This is a genomic window from Acidovorax sp. Leaf191, assembly GCF_001424425.1.
Classification (GTDB): Bacteria; Pseudomonadota; Gammaproteobacteria; order Burkholderiales; family Burkholderiaceae_C; genus Acidovorax.
Genome location: NZ_LMPT01000004.1, coordinates 34,775 through 51,429 on the forward strand (window position 1 = coordinate 34,775; position 16,655 = coordinate 51,429).

Here is a 16,655-nt window from a genome sequence, read left to right on the forward strand (position 1 = left end):
GCCTCAGTTGGGCGTCTGGCGGCGGCGCTGTTCTTCGGCCTCGTAGCGGCGCCGGCTCTCCACGCAGATGGGGTGGGCGGCGTGCGTCGGCTTCTGGCATTCCTGGTGAATGCACATCGGCCGCGCGAGGAAGTTGGCGTCCGCGCAGCTCTCCTGGGGCGACTGCGCCCGGGGCGGCTGCGGGCGGGGCCTGGGCTCGGCCACCACCGGTGGCGGCGGGGGTGCGGGCTCCTCCTGCACGACGATGGGGGCCGGCGCAGGCTCTGCCACGGGGCGCTTGGGCGTGCGTGCCGGCTTGGTCGCAGGTGTCGATGCCGCCGCGGCCGCAGGCGTGGGTGCAGCCGCCGGTGCAGAAGCGGCCGCGGCCACTGCCGCAGCACTGGCCGCGGCGTCCGATGCGGCCGGCTCGGCGGCCGGGGCTGGCGCAGGGTCGGTCAGGGCAGCGTCGACCACCGCCGGGGCGGAGGGCTCGGCCATCTCGGTGATGATGTCGTCCTTGGGGGGCTTGTCGCTCCGGGCCCAGCGCAGGCCGCCCGCAGCGGCCACCACGGCGAAGACGGCCACCGCCAGCCACGCCACGATGGGCACGCGCCGGCCCTTCCTGGCGGGCTTGGCCGCGGCGCGCGCACCGGCGTCCCGCTCGACCGCAGGCTTGCCATGACCCTGCTCGCCCATGCTGCGGTAGGTGGCAGGGTCGTCGTAGCGCGAGTCATCGGTCGCCACGCTGTCGCCCGCGTCGATGAACACCGTGTCGGCCGCATCGGCGGCCACGGTGTCGGGCCCCAGCATCACGGTATCGCCACCCAGATCGGCATGGGCGTTGGCGTTGGCATGGGCATGCGCTTGGGTGCCCGCGACCTCAGCGGCCAGCGGGGCTGGCGGCGCGGCGGGGGCCTGCGCCGCACGCGGGGTCTGCGCCTGCAGCTCGCTCACGGCCTGTGCCGCCGACGTCACATCCACCGTGGGGGTGAGCAGCCCCGGGCCGGGCCGGTCGGCCGGCTCCACCCAGATGTCGCCCAGGTCGGCCCTGAAATCGAAATGCTCACTGCCCTCCGGGGCGGTGGTCATCTCCATGATCTGCAGGAACTCGTCGATGTTCTGCGGCCGGTCTGCAGGGCGCAGCGCCAGCGACTTGGCGATGGCCGCGACGAAGGGCGCGGAATACTCCACCCCGAACTGGCGCTTGACGGTCCTGGCCACGCGGGAGAACGACACCATGCGGTCGCGGATGGAGCGCAGCGTGGCTGGCAGGGGCGTGTCGTTGCACAGGCAGCCGTGCATCACGGCGGCCAGCGAATACAAATCGCTCCACGGGCCCTGGCGCAGCTCCTCGTCGCCATCGGAATATTGCTCGATGGGGGCGTAGTTCACCTTGAGCACGGCGGTGTGCTTGCGGTCCTGGTCGTTGATGGCGTGCCGGGCGGCGCCCAGGTCCAGCAGCACCGGCGGGCCGTTGTCCTGCAGGAAGATGTTGTCCGGCGAGATGTCGCGGTGCAGCGTCTTGCCCTCGTGCAGCACGCGCAGGGCGCCCAATATGGACCACAGGAGCTTGCGCAGCCAGGCTTCGGACGGGGGCGTGCGCATCTGGGCGCGGGCCTGCTTGAAGGTCATGCCGGTATAAAGCGGCATCACCATGTAGGCGGTGTTGTTGGCCTCCCAGAAGCGGAAGACCTTGACCAGCGAGGGGTGGTCGAACTGCGCGAGCAGCCGCGCCTCCCCCACGAACGACGCCAGCCCGGCCCGGAAGGTCTGCTGGTCGGACGACGACCGCACCCACAGAGACTGCCCCTCGGAGCGCCCTGCCAGCGCGGACGGCATGTATTCCTTGATGGCCACGGCCCGGTGCAGCGAGTGGTCGAAGGCCTTGTAGACCATGCCGAACCCGCCCACCCCCAGCAGCCCCAGGATCTCGAACTCGGCCAGCCGGGTACCGGGCGGCAGCGCATCCGTGTGGCTGATACCGCTGGCAGGGGCAGAGGCGGGGCTGGAGACTGCGTTCATGTTGAAGAGTGCGTGGCGTGCATGCGTGCTTGCATCGGCAACGCCGTGAGGTCAAGGCGGTTGCAGTTGGAATGATGAAGCATGCGGTTACGGTTGCTGAAACAAAAGGCTTTCTGTCTGCAAAAAACATCACGCTTGGGCAAACCACCCGATTGTGCCGCGCCCGGCCACCCCGCACCACCGGCACGCCATGACGATACGTCATCGGGCCATGACTTCGCTGGGTGGTAGCCCGCGGACAGTCCCCCCCTGCCGGCCGCCGCCTGCACAATCGTGCCGCCGGTACCCGCACCCGTTACCATTGGACATGTTCAGTTATCGCCACGCCTTCCATGCAGGCAATCATGCCGACGTGCTCAAGCACACGGTCCTGATCGCCGCCCTGCAGTACCTTATCGAAAAAGACGCGGCCCTGACCGTGCTGGACACCCATGCCGGCGCCGGGCTGTACCGGCTCGATGGCGACTACGCCAACACCAGCGGCGAAGCGGCAGACGGCGTGATCCGCCTGTTCGCGCCCGAGGCCCCGGCCCTCACCCCCGCCCTGCAGGCCTATGTGGACCTGATCCGCGGGTTCAACCAGGGCAACGCGCTCAGGGTCTACCCGGGCTCTCCGTTCATCACCCAGCGCCTGTTGCGCGACCACGACAAGCTCAAGCTGTTCGAGCTGCACCCGACCGACCTGCGCTCGCTGGCGGGCAACGTGGCCCAGCTCGAAGCGGGCCGCCAGGTGGCCGTGCTGCATGAAGACGGGTTCGAAGGCATCAAGAAATTCCTGCCCCCACCGGCCCGCCGCGCTTTGGTGCTGTGCGATCCCAGCTATGAAATCAAGAGCGACTACGCCAAGGTGCTCGACATGGCGGCAGACTCGCTCAAGCGCTTTGCCACCGGCACCTATGCCGTCTGGTACCCCATCATCCCGCGCCCCGAGGCGCACGACCTGCCGCGCCGCCTGAAAACCATGGCCACCAAGGCCGGCAAAAGCTGGCTGCACGCCACGCTCACGGTCAAGTCCAGCAAGATCACCAGCGATGCCGCGGGCGACACCAAACGCCCCGGCCTGCCGGCCAGCGGCATGTTCCTGATCAACCCGCCTTTCACGCTGAAGGCCGCGCTGAAAACCGCGCTGCCCCAGATGGTGGAACTGCTGGCGCAGGACAAGCACGCAACCCACACGCTCGAATCCGGAGGGTAGGACCGCCCATTGGGCCGGCGCCTGCGGCGCCGTTTCTCAAAGACTCCGTGGAGCAACCCGGGTGGCCCGGCCCGGCCAGGTCGGCGCTGACACTGTGCCGAAGGGCAGCCGCCCCCCGAGACGGCGGACCGTGCGTGCACCCCTTTCGGTGGGCTATGGCGCCGGGCAGTCGCGCTCCCCGTCGTCCAGTGCAAACAGCTCCACGGGCTTGAGGCCCAGCCCCACCATGCCCAGCACCTCGGCCGCGCCGCGGCTCAGGTCGATCACGCGTTTGCGGGTGTGGGGGCCGCGGTCATTGATGCGCACGACCACCGACCGCCCCGTGGCCTGGCTGCGCACGCACACCAGCGAGCCAAACGGCAGGGTGGGGTGGGCGGCGGTCAGGGCCTTCATGTCGAACAGCTCGCCGCTGGCCGTGCGTCGCTTGTGGAACTTGGCGCCGTACCACGACGCGAGCCCCACCTCATCGGCCGACAACTCCAGCTGCGCGCCCGGGACGATCGGCGGCACGATCAGCGGCGCATCGACCGGGGGGCGCTCGGGACGAACCGGGTCGATCAGCATGGCCTCACCCGGCACGCTCAGCAGGTTGGGCGCCAGAGCATCTGCTTCTGCCGAAAACCCCTGCGCCCACACAGGCGCGGGGCCGCACAGCGCAGCCAAAGCGACCGCCCCGCCCAGCACCGGCACGGCCAGCAACGCGCGCGGCCATCGCTGGCGCCACAGCCCGGTGACCGCGGACCACGGGCCATGCAGCAGCACGGCGCGGTGCCCCTGCCCCATCAGATCCCCAGCCTGCGGCAAATCTCCAGGGTCGCAGCGCTCTGGTTCATGGTGTAGAAATGCAGCGCCGGCACGCCGGCACTGCGCAGCCGGTCGCACAGGTCGGTCACCACATCCAAGCCAAAGGCCTTGATGCTGGCGGTGTCGTCACCAAACGATTGCAGGCGCAGACGGATCCAGCGTGGAATCTCGGCGCCGCAGGCATCCGAAAAACGCATCAGCTGCGTCGAGCTGCCGATCGGCATGATGCCCGGCACCACAGGCACCTCGGCGCCCAGGCGCTTGGTCTCTTCCACGAACCGGAAGTACGCGTCGCTGTTGTAGAAATACTGGGTGATGGCGGAATCCGCCCCCGCGCGGACCTTGGCCACATACGCCTTCAGGTCTGACTCGGGCGACCGGGCCTGCGGGTGCACCTCGGGGTAGGCCGCCACCTCGATCTGAAAATCGCGCCCCGTCTCTGCACGGATGAAGGCCACCAGGTCGCTGGCGTACTGGAACTCGCCACCGGCACCGTAACCGCTGGGCAGATCGCCCCGCAGGGCCACCAGACGCTTCACGCCCATGGCCTTGAGCTGGGCAAGCTCCTCGCGCACCGACTGGCGCGTGGCGCCGATGCACGAGAAGTGCGATGCGGCGCTCACGCCTTCGGCCAGGATCTCGCGCACCGTGCCGAACGTGCCCTCTTGCGTGGAGCCGCCCGCGCCATAGGTCACCGAGCAAAAGTCCGGGTGCAGCGCGTACAGCTGCTGGCGCGCGGCCCGCAGCTTCTCGGCGCCCTCGGGCGTCTTGGGGGGAAAGAACTCGAAGCTCACCGGAAAGCCGGTGCCTTGTGCGCTGGCAGCATTCATGCAGCAGCCCTCCTCGCAGAAACAAAAAATTCTCGATTGCCGTCGCCACCGTCGATCGCGCTGGGGAGCCAGTCGCTCACCGTCAGCCCGACGTCGGCGCAGCAGTCGCGGATGCGCTGTTCGACCACCGCGTACAGGGACTCGTCCCGCACGATGCCGCCCTTGCCCACCTGGCCCGGCTGCAGCTCGAACTGGGGCTTGACCAGCATCAGCAGCGCACCGCCCGGCTTGAGCAGCGGCACCAGGGCCGGCAGCACCAGCGTGAGCGAGATGAACGACAGATCGCCCGTGATGACGTCGAACGCGGGCGTGATGTCCACCTGCTCGAGCCCCGCCCTGCGCTGGCGCTTGGTGGGCACGATGCCTTCGGCGCGCGCGCGGGCCTTGGCAGCGCGCTCGGCCTTGAAGGCCTCGACATCCTGCTCGCGGGCGTCATCGCTGTCGTCGTATGCCTCGTCCACCTGGCCGCCGTTGCGCATCCAGGCATAGGGCGCCACGGGCTGGGTGTCGTTGTCGTCGACATCGGTTTCCACGTGCTCGGAGAGCGCTTCCTCGCTCGCGTCCTGCAGCGATTGGGCCGTCATGGAGCGGGCGTTCAGCCCCTCCACGCCCACCACACGCGGGTCGTTGCGCAGCCGCTCGTGCAACTGGCCATGGCCCACATCCACGCCGATGACCTGGGCGGCGCCGTGCTGCAGCAGGCAGTCGGTAAAGCCCCCGGTGCTCTGGCCCACGTCCAGGCAGCGCAGCCCGGTCACCACCAGGCCCGTGGCCTTGAGCGCGCCTTCCAGCTTCAGGCCGCCGCGCGAGAGGTACTTGGCCTCGGCGCCGTCCAGCAGCTCGACCAGGGCGATCTCGGGAATGTCGTCGCCGTTCTTGGCCACCTTCTGCCAGGGCATGCCCGGCGACAGGCGCCACTGCACGCCCGCGGCAATGAGCCGCTGGGCCTGGGACCGGGTCGCGGCGTGCCCGCGCTCTACCAAATACACATCTGCGCGCATCGCGCCCGTCCTTCTTATGAATAAAAATAGCCGCTACCGCTTGCTCAGCAAGCGCTACCAGCTATATTTTGTATAGCAAACTCACGTGAATCCAGCACTGGCCACTGATACGGCAAGCAGCTACGCTGTGTGCCAGGAGGCGACCCGTGTGATGCCAGACGGCGCCTTGCTGCAGGCAATGCAACAAAGCTGCAAAGCATCAACCCGTCGCTCGACAGCCTGGCTGGCCCGCCCCAGAGCCCAGCGCCTGGCGGAGCTCAGCGCAGACCGGGCCCACGCGCTGGCGCCCCCAGCGCGCAGCGCCCTACTGTGATCAATACCGGTACGTGTCAGGCTTGTAAGGGCCTTGCTTGGCCACGCCGATGTAGGCAGCCTGCGTATCGGTCAGCTCGGTCAGCTGCGCACCCACCTTCTTCAGGTGCAGGCGGGCGACCTTCTCGTCCAGGATCTTGGGCAGCACGTACACCTTGCCGGCTTCGTAGTCGCCTTGCTTGGTGAACAGCTCGATCTGGGCGATCGTCTGGTTGGCGAACGAGCTGCTCATCACGAAGCTCGGGTGACCCGTGGCGCAGCCCAGGTTCACCAGGCGGCCCTTGGCCAGCAGCGTGATGCGCTTGCCGTCCGGGAAGATCACGTGGTCGACCTGGGGCTTGATCTCTTCCCATTGGTACTTCTCGATCGACGCGACGTCGATCTCGTTGTCGAAGTGGCCGATGTTGCAGACGATGGCCTCGTTCTTCATCGCGACCATGTGCTCGTGGCGGATCACGTCCTTGTTGCCGGTCGTGGTCACGAAGATGTCGGCCTTGTCGGCAGCGTATTCCATGGTCACGACCTTGAAGCCTTCCATCGCGGCCTGCAGGGCGTTGATGGGGTCGATCTCGGTCACCCACACCTGGGCGCGCAGGGCGGCGAGCGCCTGGGCGCAGCCCTTGCCCACGTCGCCATAGCCGGCCACCACGGCGACCTTGCCGGCGATCATCACGTCGGTGGCGCGCTTGATGCCGTCCACCAGGGATTCGCGGCAGCCGTACAGGTTGTCGAACTTGCTCTTGGTGACCGAGTCGTTCACGTTGATCGCGCGGAACAGCAGCGTGCCCTTGGCGGACATCTCGTTCAGGCGGTGCACGCCGGTGGTGGTCTCTTCAGTCACGCCGATGATCTCGGCCGACTTGCGGCTGTACCAGGTCGCGTCTTCGGACAGCTTCTTGCGGATGGAGGCGAACAGGATGCGCTCTTCTTCGCTGGCGCCGTTGCCGGCCACCAAAGATGCATCCTTCTCGGCGCGCTGGCCCAGGTGCATCAGCAGCGTGGCGTCGCCGCCGTCGTCCAGGATCATGTTGGGGCCTTCGCCCGGCGTGCCCTTGGCACCGAAGTCGAAGATGCGGTGGGTGTAGTCCCAGTAGTCTTCCAGCGACTCGCCCTTGACGGCGAACACCGGCGTGCCGCCCGCAGCGATGGCGGCGGCAGCGTGGTCCTGCGTGGAGAAGATGTTGCAGGATGCCCAGCGCACGTCGGCGCCCAGCGACTTCAGGGTCTCGATCAGCACGGCCGTCTGGATGGTCATGTGCAGGGAGCCGGTGATGCGGGCGCCCTTCAGGGGCTGGGCGGCAGCGAATTCCTCGCGGATCGCCATGAGGCCGGGCATCTCGGTCTCGGCAATGGCGATTTCCTTGCGGCCCCAGGGGGCCAGGCCGATGTCGGTGATGACACAGTCGGTGTTGACGGGTGCGTTGACGCGTGCGTTCATGATGGTTTGCTCCAAAGCATGTTTGAAAAAACCACTGGTCGGGGATTGCCTGGGCTCACCACGCGAGAAGTGGTTGAGCGTCGTTGCTGGATGACTCCGAGCCTCACGCCCCGCCTGTGCTGGGGACGCTGCAACGCTCCTCGGATCGGCGGATTATAAAAGCAAGTGCGGTAGTGCGGCCAGAGCAGCGCGGCCCACCCCGGCGCAAACCTGGCAGCATTGCGCCCCGCACACGCCCTGCAGACCGCAGAATCAGGCAGCCCTGCGCCTGGCGGGCGCCAGCGTTGCAGACCCTGCGGCCGCACCGCCGCAAGCGCCGCAGCGGACACCGTTAAAATCCCGCGATTCGGGCGCATGCGCCTGCCGCGCCGCCAGCCGCAGAGCCCTGCCGCAGCGAGCCTCGACTCCCCCTTCTGGAACCCCCTGTGTCCTACGCCCCCGAAACCCGGCGCCGCCGTACCTTTGCCATCATTTCCCACCCCGATGCGGGCAAGACCACGCTGACCGAAAAGCTGCTGCTGTTCTCGGGCGCGATCCAGATCGCCGGCGCCGTCAAGGGCCGCAAGGCCAGCCGGCACGCCACGTCGGACTGGATGGAGATCGAAAAGCAGCGCGGCATCTCGGTGGCCTCGTCGGTCATGCAGATGCTGTACCGAGAGCACGTGATCAACCTGCTCGACACACCCGGCCACAAGGACTTCTCGGAAGACACTTACCGCGTGCTCACGGCCGTGGACTCGGCCCTGATGGTGATCGACGCGGCCAACGGCGTGGAAGCGCAGACGCGCCGCCTGATCGAGGTCTGCCGCCAGCGCGACACGCCCATCATCACGTTCGTGAACAAGATGGACCGCGAAGTGCGCGACCCGCTGGACATCATGGACGAAGTGGAGCGCGAACTGGGCATGCCCTGCTGCCCCATGACCTGGCCCGTGGGCCAGGGCAAGGCCTTCGGCGGCATCATCAACCTGCGCACCAAGACCATGACGGTGTTCGAGTCCGGCAGCGAGCGCCGCCCGCAGGACTTCGAGGCCATCCCCCTGTCCGATGAGACCACGCTGCGCGCACGCTTCGGCGCCGAGTTCGATGCCGCGCTCGAAAGCATGGAACTGGCCGTGGGCGCATCGCCCGCGTGGGACCACGAGGCCTTCCTGGCCGGCAAGCTGACCCCCGTGTTCTTCGGCTCCGGGGTGAACAACTTCGGGGTGATGGAGGTGCTGGACGCCCTGGTCGACATGGCCCCGCCCCCCGGCCCGCGCGTGAGCACGCTGCAGGTGAACAAGCAGCCCGTGGTCAAGACCATCCAGCCCGAGGACGAGGGCTTCGCCGGCGTGGTCTTCAAGGTGCAGGCCAACATGGACGCCAACCACCGCGACCGCATCGCCTTCGTGCGCGTGGCCTCCGGCAAGTACACGCCCGGCATGAAGCTCAAGGTGCAGCGCAGCGCCAAGGAACTGCGCCCGACATCGGTCGTGACCTTCATGTCGCAACGCCGCGAGGCCGTCGAAGAGGCCTACGCGGGCGACATCATCGGCTTTACCACCCACGGCGGAGTACAGCTGGGCGACACCATCACCGATGGCGCCAACCTGCAGTTCACCGGCCTGCCGTTCTTCGCACCGGAAATGTTCATGACCGTGGTGCTCAAGAACCCACTGCGCACCAAGCAGCTCCAGCAGGGCCTGGCCCAGCTGGGCGAAGAAGGCGCCATCCAGGTCTTCAAGCCCGACGCCGGCGGCAACATGCTGCTGGGCGCCGTGGGCCAGCTGCAGTTCGAAGTGGTGCAGCACCGCCTGAAGGCCGAATACGACGCCGACGTGCGGCTGGAAGGCTGCCAGTACACCGGCGCGCGCTGGATCACGGCCGACAACGCAGCCGACCTGCGCGCCTTCACCGACGCCTACCCGCTGCGCCTGGCGCACGATGCGGCGGACACGCTGGCGTACCTGTGCACGTCTCCGTATGACGTGCGGCTGGCGCAGGAGCGGTTTCCGAAGATTCATTTTCATCCGCTGCGGGAGCATGCGGGGTTGGCTTTGCAGGCCAGCGCATGAGCGCCCCGAACTCCGTGCAGGCCCCCACAGGGGCGCCATCCCCAGCCACCCACCCGGGCAACAACTTCGACGCGATCCGCATCGTGGCCGCGACGATGGTGCTGTACAGCCACCACTTCGCACTCACGGGCCAGATGGAGCCGTCTTTCTTTGGCATCCACAGCCTGGGCGGACTGGCCGTCACGATCTTCTTCGTGCTCAGCGGTTATCTGGTGAATGCGAGTTGGCAGAGAGATCCAAACCTCTGGCGGTTCGGGCTTCGGCGGTTTTTGCGCATCTGGCCTGCCCTTACCGTCGCCGTTGTATTGACCGCCTACGTGTTGGGCGCCTGGGTCACGCAACTTCCGTTGACGGAGTACCTGACACACCGTGCAACGGCCAACTACCTGCAGGCGCTGGGGATGAAGATCCACTTCGTGCTGCCCGGGGTGTTTGAGAACAACCCCTACCGCCTCGGCGTGAATGGGTCGCTGTGGACCATTCCCATCGAAGTACGCTGCTATATCGCGCTGGGACTGGCGGGTTTGATCGGTCTGCTCAAGTACCGGCCTGTACTGCTTTTGAGCATTGCGGTGCTGATCGGCTGGTTTCTCGTCCGCAGCAATCCTGACGTGACAGGCACGGTTCACCACGGCCGCGAGCTGAGCGCGTTCTTCTTGGCCGGCGCCGCGCTCTACACCCTGGAGCCGTACTGGCGCCGTCGGCCAGTGCTGTGGGGCGGAGCCATCGCTCTTGCCACCGCCGCAGTATGGGCGGCGGGCTGGCGGCACAGCGCGTTGCTGCTGGGGCTGCCATTTTTCATCATCTATGCCGGAACGCAAACCACAGCGTACATCCGGCGCGCTGGCCGGTGGGGAGATCCATCCTATGGCATTTATCTGTTCGCATTTCCCATCCAGCAAACCGTCATTCAATATGGCTGGCCCCAGTTGGGATTCGCAGGGACGCTCTGCATATCGCTCGCCATTACCGTGGCACTGGCCTACGCCAGCTGGCATCTGGTGGAAAAGCAGGCTTTGAAATTCAAGCCGTCGTCCTCGCAGGCGTGGTTTGGAGCGTCTGCCGTGCGCACCGCCAAAACCCGCTTTCTGGCGCTGACCGAACTGCAGTACTTCGCCATCGTTCTGGGGTTCATTGGCGTCGTGTATGCCGCTTGGCTCGTCGCCTCCTGGCCCGGAATTCTGGGGCAGGACAGCCTCGCCATCATGCTGGAGGTAGACACCGATCGCGTGCATCAGGCCAACAAGCCGGCATTCTGGTATCTCTATGCACTACTCACCTACGGAGCCACCGGGCGGGTCGAAGTACCCATCGCTTTGCAGATGCTGATTTGTGCAGCAGTGTGCGCCCGCATACTGGCCTGGATGCTGACGCGCCGCATGTGGAAGAGCTTTGCCTACTGCCTCGTGTTTGTCGCTCTGGCACCCAGTGTGGTGTATTACTCCAGCAGCTTCTACTCGGACGGCATCTACGCGATTGCACTGAGCGGCATGCTGTTCGAGGCATGGAGGAGCATCCGCCGCCGCAGCGTTGATCTGCCGTCGCTGCTGATTCTCTTCGTTACCGTACCGTTTGCAATCTTTGGACGGCCCAACGGGGTGCTGAACCTGATTCCCCTCGTGGCGATGGCGTGGGTACTGTCCAATCCCTACAGGCTTCGCCTGGGCTTGGTCATCGTTCCTTGGCTCGTCGTCGGCTTTGGTAGCCAGTTCGTCTACAAGTACGAGAATCCTATCGGCTCGGTATTCCCGCTGGCCCTGTATGAAACCGTGGGATTCCTGGAAGACAGACCGATGGGATTGTGGGAACACAACCAACCGCGGGTCACCGCCAAAACGGTCGACGCGCTCACCTCCACTGGCCAATCGCTGGACAAGATCCGGGAGTTCCACGACCACTACTACTGGGACCCGTTGATCTTCTTTCCTGCAGGCCCAGCGCTTCTGTCGCTTTCGAACAAATCCAAGAGAACCATCATCAAGGAGTTCTTCAAGTACAACCTGTGGCACAACTTTCCTGCCTTCATGGCCAGCCGTGTCAACATCTTCCTGTACTCGGCGATGGCCAATGGCGGCATACCCGGCCCACCGGCTACCGCCCAAATACTGCCGCTGACCCAATCCGTATCGAGCGTGCAGCCCCTGAAATTCTCGCCGCGCAAGTACCTTCACGCCTGGTACGACTTTTCCATCCAGCATCGTGCTCTCCTGTGGGCTCCGTGGGGCGGACTGGTGTTGTTGATGCTTGCGCTTCGCCGATCGCTGGCGCGGCGCGACAGGATTGCGGCCCTGATTTCAGGCACCTACGCCGTGCAACTGATCGCCATATTCATCTTTTCGATCGCGGGCGAGTACCGGTATCTCCTGGCATTCTTCACCGCGCCGTTGGTTCTACTTCCCGTCATTTGTTGGTCACCGGATAGAGAGAATGCCTAAATTCACCATCGCGCTCACACTGCTGTGTGTGCTGTCCATCAGCGTGGGGCAAATCCTGTTCAAGAAGGCGGCTGGCGCGTTTGCAGCGCCGCTCACGTGGCAGGCGTTCGTTTTCAATGGCTGGCTTATCGCGTCACTGATTCTTTATGGTCTCACGACGCTGGGCTGGGTATGGATCCTGCGCAACGTGCCCCTGCACCTCGCCTACCCATTCATGGGTTTGGCCTTCCTCATAGTCCCCACGCTGGCCTGGATGTTCCTCGGCGAGCCGCTGCATTGGCGCACGCTGGCAGGCGGAGCGCTGATCATGCTGGGCGTGGCGTTGGCATCCACCAGCTGAGAAAACAAAAATGCGCATTGCGGTCGCCATTCCCTGCTACAAGGTATTGCAGCATGTCCTCGGAGTCATCGAGGCCATCGGTCCGGAAGTCGAAGTCATCTATGCCGTGGACGATGCCTGTCCCGAAGGCAGCGGCCGGTTCATCGAACAGAACAACAGGGACCCGCGGGTCCGAGTGCTTTACAACCCGCAAAATCGTGGTGTGGGTGGTGCGATCGTGACGGCCTACCAGGCGGCCATAGCGGATGGTATGGACATCGTTGTCAAGATCGACGGGGATGGCCAGATGAATCCGACACTCCTCCCCAAGTTCGTCCGCCCTCTTCTGCAAAAACGGGCTGACTACACCAAAGGAAATCGCTTTTACCGGCCTGAGTCGGTGCAGGGCATGCCTCCGATGCGCCTGTTCGGCAATGGTGCGCTGTCTTTCCTGACAAAGTTAAGCTGCGGCTATTGGAACGTCATGGATCCGACCAACGGCTATACGGCAATCCGCACCCAAGTCCTGAAAGAACTGCCACTCGAAAAACTCGAGCAACGCTATTTTTTCGAGACTGACATGCTGTTCAGGCTCAACACCATACGTGCCGTGGTCAAGGATATTCCCATGGATTCTGTCTATGCAGACGAGGAATCCAACCTGAAAATCGGCAAGATACTCCCAGAATTCCTGCGCAAACACCTGTCGCGGCTATGGAGACGCTATGTGTACAACTACATCGTTCGCGACTTCAATGTAGGCACCTTGTACAGCCTCACCGGCGTACTCTTGTTTGTCTTCGGGTCGATTTTCGGAGTATCACACTGGATCATGAGCAGCCAGAATCATCAACCCGCGACCAGCGGAACCGTGATGCTGGCCGCACTGCCCCTTCTGGCAGGAATCCAGTTTTTGGTGGCATTCATGCATTACGACGTTGGCAATTTGCCCACGGAGCCGCTCAGCCAGAATCTCGACGAAGAAATTCTTGAATCCTGACCGTCGGCAGGCACCCAATGCTGGCAAGTTGGCGGCCTCGTCGATGAGGGGCTCAATGCCGTGCCCCTTTCCCCCATAAACCCGTGGTGTCGGGAAAGCGGCCGGTTCCGGCAACCAACCGCGCACGCGTGCTACGGTTGCTTCTTGTCGGGCAATCGAGGCTCGTGAGGCTGATAGGGACTGAATGCGCTTCCATGGAGGACAAGTTCTCGGCTTGCCTCAGCCAACGTCGAACGCAGCAGTTCTGCGCCACCCCAATGGATCTCTATTCCCGCAGGGCAGGTGAATTTGAATATCAATTCTCCGCTCTCTCGCGGGCGCATGCTCTGCCCTGCGCTCAAGGCATAGCTGTGCATTTCGCCATCGCGTGAAAGAAAAACCCGAGGAGGCAAAGTGGATGTCGGACTGTCCGGCTGAGAATAGCTGACCGCCACATCGCGGCAGGCGCTGGGGATGTCTCCCCGCATTTGCAGCCTGACGCGCCAGATGGCCTCATACACGCTCTCTCTCGACAGGCTCAAGCCCCGAGGAATGTTCACCTGTATAGCCAATTCGGACAGATAGTCGCGTGTGACCCATCGGTTGTCACCCCTGGCCTCCATGCCGGACACCCGTGCCGGGCCAAATGCGTCACCGTTCAATACGACGGCAGCGGGGCCCAGCCGGTGGGGGTCGAGGGAGAGCCTTTCATGGCGCAACGCCCAGTCGCCAGCAGCCCTGTGGACACAAAGAAGCAGCACGAGGAAGGCGATCTGTCCGGCCGCCCTGGGCCACTTGCGCAGGTTGCGCAGGTTGCCTTGTCCTGCTTCATTACCTGCGAACAATAGGCGAACGTGCCGGGTCAGCATGGCCAATGCTACGGACCCAAGAATGACGAATAATGGATCCAGAAACGCACCGTTGTAACGCGCGTTATAGAGTATCGGAAGAAACTGGGCAATCATTCCACCCGTCAATAATACCAAGGCGACGCAACAAAAAATCATCCCCTTGGCTTGGTCCGATGGGGTCCACGCTACGGGACAGGATCCACTCCTTGCATGGGGAGCGGGTATCAGCTGTTCAAAAATTTCCACAACCGCCCGACGCCCTCGGAACAGCGCCGTCTGGCACAGCAACCCCATGCCTGCGCAAAGCAAAATCACTTGCAACTGCCGTTTTTCGCGCCATTCGGGATCAAAGTGATTTTCGACTGGACTGTACAGAAGCCATGCGCGCGCCTTGCTGGCAAAAAACCGCAAATTATCCAGAAAACTGGTCTGCGTGATCATGTGGACCGCGATTTGTTTTTGCCAGCGATCAGCCTCAATTTCAAGATTACCCCGCGTGGCGGGGTTGATGGTTGAGGCAGTGTGCCCGACATCGTACTGAAAATTGGTGTAGTACGGTTCCTCCCCCATGTGCAAGGGGTGTACGCCATAATACAGCCCCGCTCCCGCGCCTGTGCCAATGCTCCAACTGCCGAAATAGATGCCATTTTTGGCAATCACCAGCAGGGGAAGCACCAACGCCAACAACAAGGCATACGTTGCACGGCGAAATATCACCTTGACATGAGGTGCAGTGCCTTTGAGGGCGCCGATCCGCCAAGCGGCGTATGCTGCAGCCATCAAAGCGAGTACCCCCAGCACGACATATTGCAGCACTGGTCGCGATAGCAGGGTGATGGTCAAACCCAGCGAGGTTGCCGCAAACCAGCGGATCCTCGGATTGCCTGACACAATTGCCTCCACCAGCCCAAAGACGAACAGCAAAAACCCGAACATGTACATGGCCTCTGTCAATACCTGAGGTATTGCATGGAGCAGCGTATGGGTTGTCACCCATATGGCAGTGGCCGAAACGGCAGCTACGGCACCGCCCAACCGTAGCGCGATACGCCACACCAGGAATATGCAAATGATGAAAAGCCCGCAATTCGCGAGCTTGATAGCCAACTCATTCACACCCCAGACAGCACTCCACACATAGCCTAGCGGTGCCACGCTATAGCTCAATATATCTGTAGCTATAAATTCCAATGGATCTTCCAGAAGTTTTCTTCCGCCTGGCAGATAAATCCATTCCGCATCGCCATTCACCATTCCAACTGATCTGACATAGACCTTGTACAGGCCCCGGACCGCAACGGCGCTTACCAACAGCAACCAAGTCCAAGTCATTATTCTTCGCCAGGACGCAGCCGGGGCGGTAGAGGCATTCCAGGATTTCATACAATTTCAGTCAAAGACACGGGCGTTTTTCTTTCTCACTACACTCATCAACCTGAATCAAGGCTGAGCTTCCGATACTAACCCACCAGCCTTCCACTGCAATGCAATTGATTAACCTTCAGCGTACGCCCGACCTTGCGAAAATAGTCGGACTTCTCACGGATATCGACGACACCCTCACGACGGATGGCGCCGTCACGACGGATGCTGTCCGGGCGCTCGAGAGTTTGAAGTCAGCAGGGTTACCCATCATCCCCATCACCGGCCGCCCCGTCGGCTGGAGCGAACCTTTCGCGCTGTCTTGGCCCGTGGACGCCATCGTGGCCGAGAACGGCGCCGTCGCGCTGATCCGGCAAGCCGATGGTTCGCTGAACAAGCTCTACCAGCAGGACGCCACCACCCGCACTGCCAACTTCGCCCGCATGCAGCAGGTATTGGCCCAGATCGAGCACGAAGTCCCCGGCGCGCGCCGCGCCACCGACTCCGCGGGCCGCGAGTGCGACATCGCCATCGACCACAGCGAGTTCACGCAAATGCCGCAGGCGCACATCGATCAATGCGTTGCGCTGATGCAGGCGGCGGGCATGAACGCCACCGTGAGCAGCATCCACATCAACGGTTGGTACGGCACGCACAACAAGCTCGAAGGCGCGCGGTGGATCGTGCGCGAGCTGTTCGGGCGTGACCTGGATGCCGAGATCGACCAGTGGGTGTACGTGGGTGACTCCACCAACGACCAGCTCATGTTCCAGCACTTCCCGCACAGCGTGGGGGTGGCCAACATTGCGCGGTTCGTGCCGCAGCTGCAGCACCTGCCGCGGTACGTGACCGAGGGTGAACGGGGCGCGGGGTTCGCGGAAGTGGCGCAGGCCATTCTGGCAGGCCGGTGAAGCAGCGGACTTGATGGCGACGCCTGCGGCGGGGCGTTCGTTGGATGTCGGCGGGTGCACCCTCCACACCCTCCAATATCCCCCAGGCTCCCCATTGAAGGCCATCCCATCAAGAATGGCACCTACCGCTTGATAGACAAGCGCAAGCAGCTATTTAATTCAT

At 63.9% G+C, this 16,655-nt stretch carries 12 protein-coding genes and 1 riboswitch; of the genes, 6 read left to right on the plus strand and 6 right to left on the minus strand.

Annotated features, from left to right (window positions below; translation table 11 throughout):
• Window positions 1-3: 3 nt before the first annotated feature.
• Entirely contained in the window at window positions 4-2,001 is a 1,998-nt protein-coding gene (locus tag ASG27_RS05405) for a serine/threonine protein kinase (protein WP_056414301.1), read from the minus strand.
• A gap of 307 nt (window positions 2,002-2,308) precedes the next feature.
• Here ASG27_RS05405 and ASG27_RS05410 point away from each other — a divergent pair, with 307 nt between their 5' ends.
• The gene (locus ASG27_RS05410; RefSeq protein WP_056414304.1) at window positions 2,309-3,196 is read left to right on the plus strand and encodes a 23S rRNA (adenine(2030)-N(6))-methyltransferase RlmJ; all 888 of its coding nucleotides are present in this window, start codon (window positions 2,309-2,311) and stop codon (window positions 3,194-3,196) included.
• 153 nt (window positions 3,197-3,349) lie between these two features.
• Here the strand turns inward: ASG27_RS05410 and ASG27_RS25760 are convergent, their stop codons facing one another.
• The 4 genes from ASG27_RS25760 to ahcY all read right to left on the minus strand — a co-directional run bounded on the left by ASG27_RS25760 (window position 3,350) and on the right by ahcY (window position 7,581).
• Window positions 3,350-3,958 carry a septal ring lytic transglycosylase RlpA family protein gene (locus ASG27_RS25760; RefSeq protein ID WP_235504174.1) on the minus strand — a complete coding sequence of 203 codons (609 nt, stop codon included), beginning with the start codon at window positions 3,956-3,958 and terminating at the stop codon, window positions 3,350-3,352.
• Window positions 3,959-3,978: 20 nt separating this feature from the next.
• A complete protein-coding gene (metF, locus tag ASG27_RS05420; RefSeq protein WP_056414307.1) occupies window positions 3,979-4,830 on the minus strand; it encodes a methylenetetrahydrofolate reductase [NAD(P)H] in 852 nt (283 codons plus the stop codon).
• Entirely contained in the window at window positions 4,827-5,831 is a 1,005-nt protein-coding gene (locus ASG27_RS05425) for a TlyA family RNA methyltransferase (protein ID WP_056414309.1), read from the minus strand. Before ASG27_RS05425 ends, metF begins: the two co-directional genes overlap by 4 nt.
• Window positions 5,832-6,144: 313 nt before the next feature.
• A complete protein-coding gene (gene ahcY / locus ASG27_RS05430) occupies window positions 6,145-7,581 on the minus strand; it encodes an adenosylhomocysteinase (RefSeq protein ID WP_056414449.1) in 1,437 nt (478 codons plus the stop codon).
• A gap of 68 nt (window positions 7,582-7,649) precedes the next feature.
• Window positions 7,650-7,729, minus strand: a riboswitch (S-adenosyl-L-homocysteine riboswitch).
• Between the two features lie 277 nt (window positions 7,730-8,006).
• Here ahcY and ASG27_RS05435 point away from each other — a divergent pair.
• The 4 genes from ASG27_RS05435 to ASG27_RS05450 are packed head-to-tail and all read left to right on the plus strand — an operon-like array spanning window position 8,007 to window position 13,389.
• Entirely contained in the window at window positions 8,007-9,635 is a 1,629-nt protein-coding gene (locus tag ASG27_RS05435; RefSeq protein ID WP_056414312.1) for a peptide chain release factor 3, read from the plus strand.
• The gene (locus tag ASG27_RS05440; RefSeq protein WP_056414315.1) at window positions 9,632-12,070 is read left to right on the plus strand and encodes an acyltransferase family protein; all 2,439 of its coding nucleotides are present in this window, start codon (window positions 9,632-9,634) and stop codon (window positions 12,068-12,070) included. The genes ASG27_RS05435 and ASG27_RS05440 overlap by 4 nt, the downstream gene beginning before the upstream one ends.
• Before the next feature lie 28 nt (window positions 12,071-12,098).
• Window positions 12,099-12,410 carry an EamA family transporter gene (locus ASG27_RS05445; protein ID WP_442854081.1) on the plus strand — a complete coding sequence of 104 codons (312 nt, stop codon included), beginning with the start codon at window positions 12,099-12,101 and terminating at the stop codon, window positions 12,408-12,410.
• Between the two features lie 10 nt (window positions 12,411-12,420).
• The gene (locus ASG27_RS05450; protein WP_056414318.1) at window positions 12,421-13,389 is read left to right on the plus strand and encodes a glycosyltransferase; all 969 of its coding nucleotides are present in this window, start codon (window positions 12,421-12,423) and stop codon (window positions 13,387-13,389) included.
• Between the two features lie 131 nt (window positions 13,390-13,520).
• On the opposite strand, the gene ASG27_RS05455 is transcribed toward ASG27_RS05450, so the two are convergent.
• Window positions 13,521-15,602 (minus strand): ArnT family glycosyltransferase, encoded by a 2,082-nt coding sequence (locus tag ASG27_RS05455; protein ID WP_156371512.1) that lies wholly within the window; start codon window positions 15,600-15,602, stop codon window positions 13,521-13,523.
• A gap of 101 nt (window positions 15,603-15,703) precedes the next feature.
• Between ASG27_RS05455 and ASG27_RS05460 the strand changes: the two genes are divergently transcribed.
• Window positions 15,704-16,492, plus strand: coding sequence for an HAD-IIB family hydrolase (locus ASG27_RS05460; protein WP_056414324.1), 789 nt, complete (start codon window positions 15,704-15,706; stop codon window positions 16,490-16,492).
• Window positions 16,493-16,655 lie beyond the last annotated feature (163 nt).

Coding starts and splice junctions, on each gene's coding strand:
- ASG27_RS05405 (WP_056414301.1), bottom strand. CDS start 2,001: ATGAACGCAGTCTCCAGCCCCGCCTCTGCCCCTGCCAGCGGTATCAGC.
- ASG27_RS05410 (WP_056414304.1), top strand. CDS start 2,309: ATGTTCAGTTATCGCCACGCCTTCCATGCAGGCAATCATGCCGACGTG.
- metF (WP_056414307.1), bottom strand. CDS start 4,830: ATGAATGCTGCCAGCGCACAAGGCACCGGCTTTCCGGTGAGCTTCGAG.
- ASG27_RS05425 (WP_056414309.1), bottom strand. CDS start 5,831: ATGCGCGCAGATGTGTATTTGGTAGAGCGCGGGCACGCCGCGACCCGG.
- ahcY (WP_056414449.1), bottom strand. CDS start 7,581: ATGAACGCACGCGTCAACGCACCCGTCAACACCGACTGTGTCATCACC.
- ASG27_RS05440 (WP_056414315.1), top strand. CDS start 9,632: ATGAGCGCCCCGAACTCCGTGCAGGCCCCCACAGGGGCGCCATCCCCA.
- ASG27_RS05450 (WP_056414318.1), top strand. CDS start 12,421: ATGCGCATTGCGGTCGCCATTCCCTGCTACAAGGTATTGCAGCATGTC.
- ASG27_RS05455 (WP_156371512.1), bottom strand. CDS start 15,602: ATGAAATCCTGGAATGCCTCTACCGCCCCGGCTGCGTCCTGGCGAAGA.
- ASG27_RS05460 (WP_056414324.1), top strand. CDS start 15,704: ATGCAATTGATTAACCTTCAGCGTACGCCCGACCTTGCGAAAATAGTC.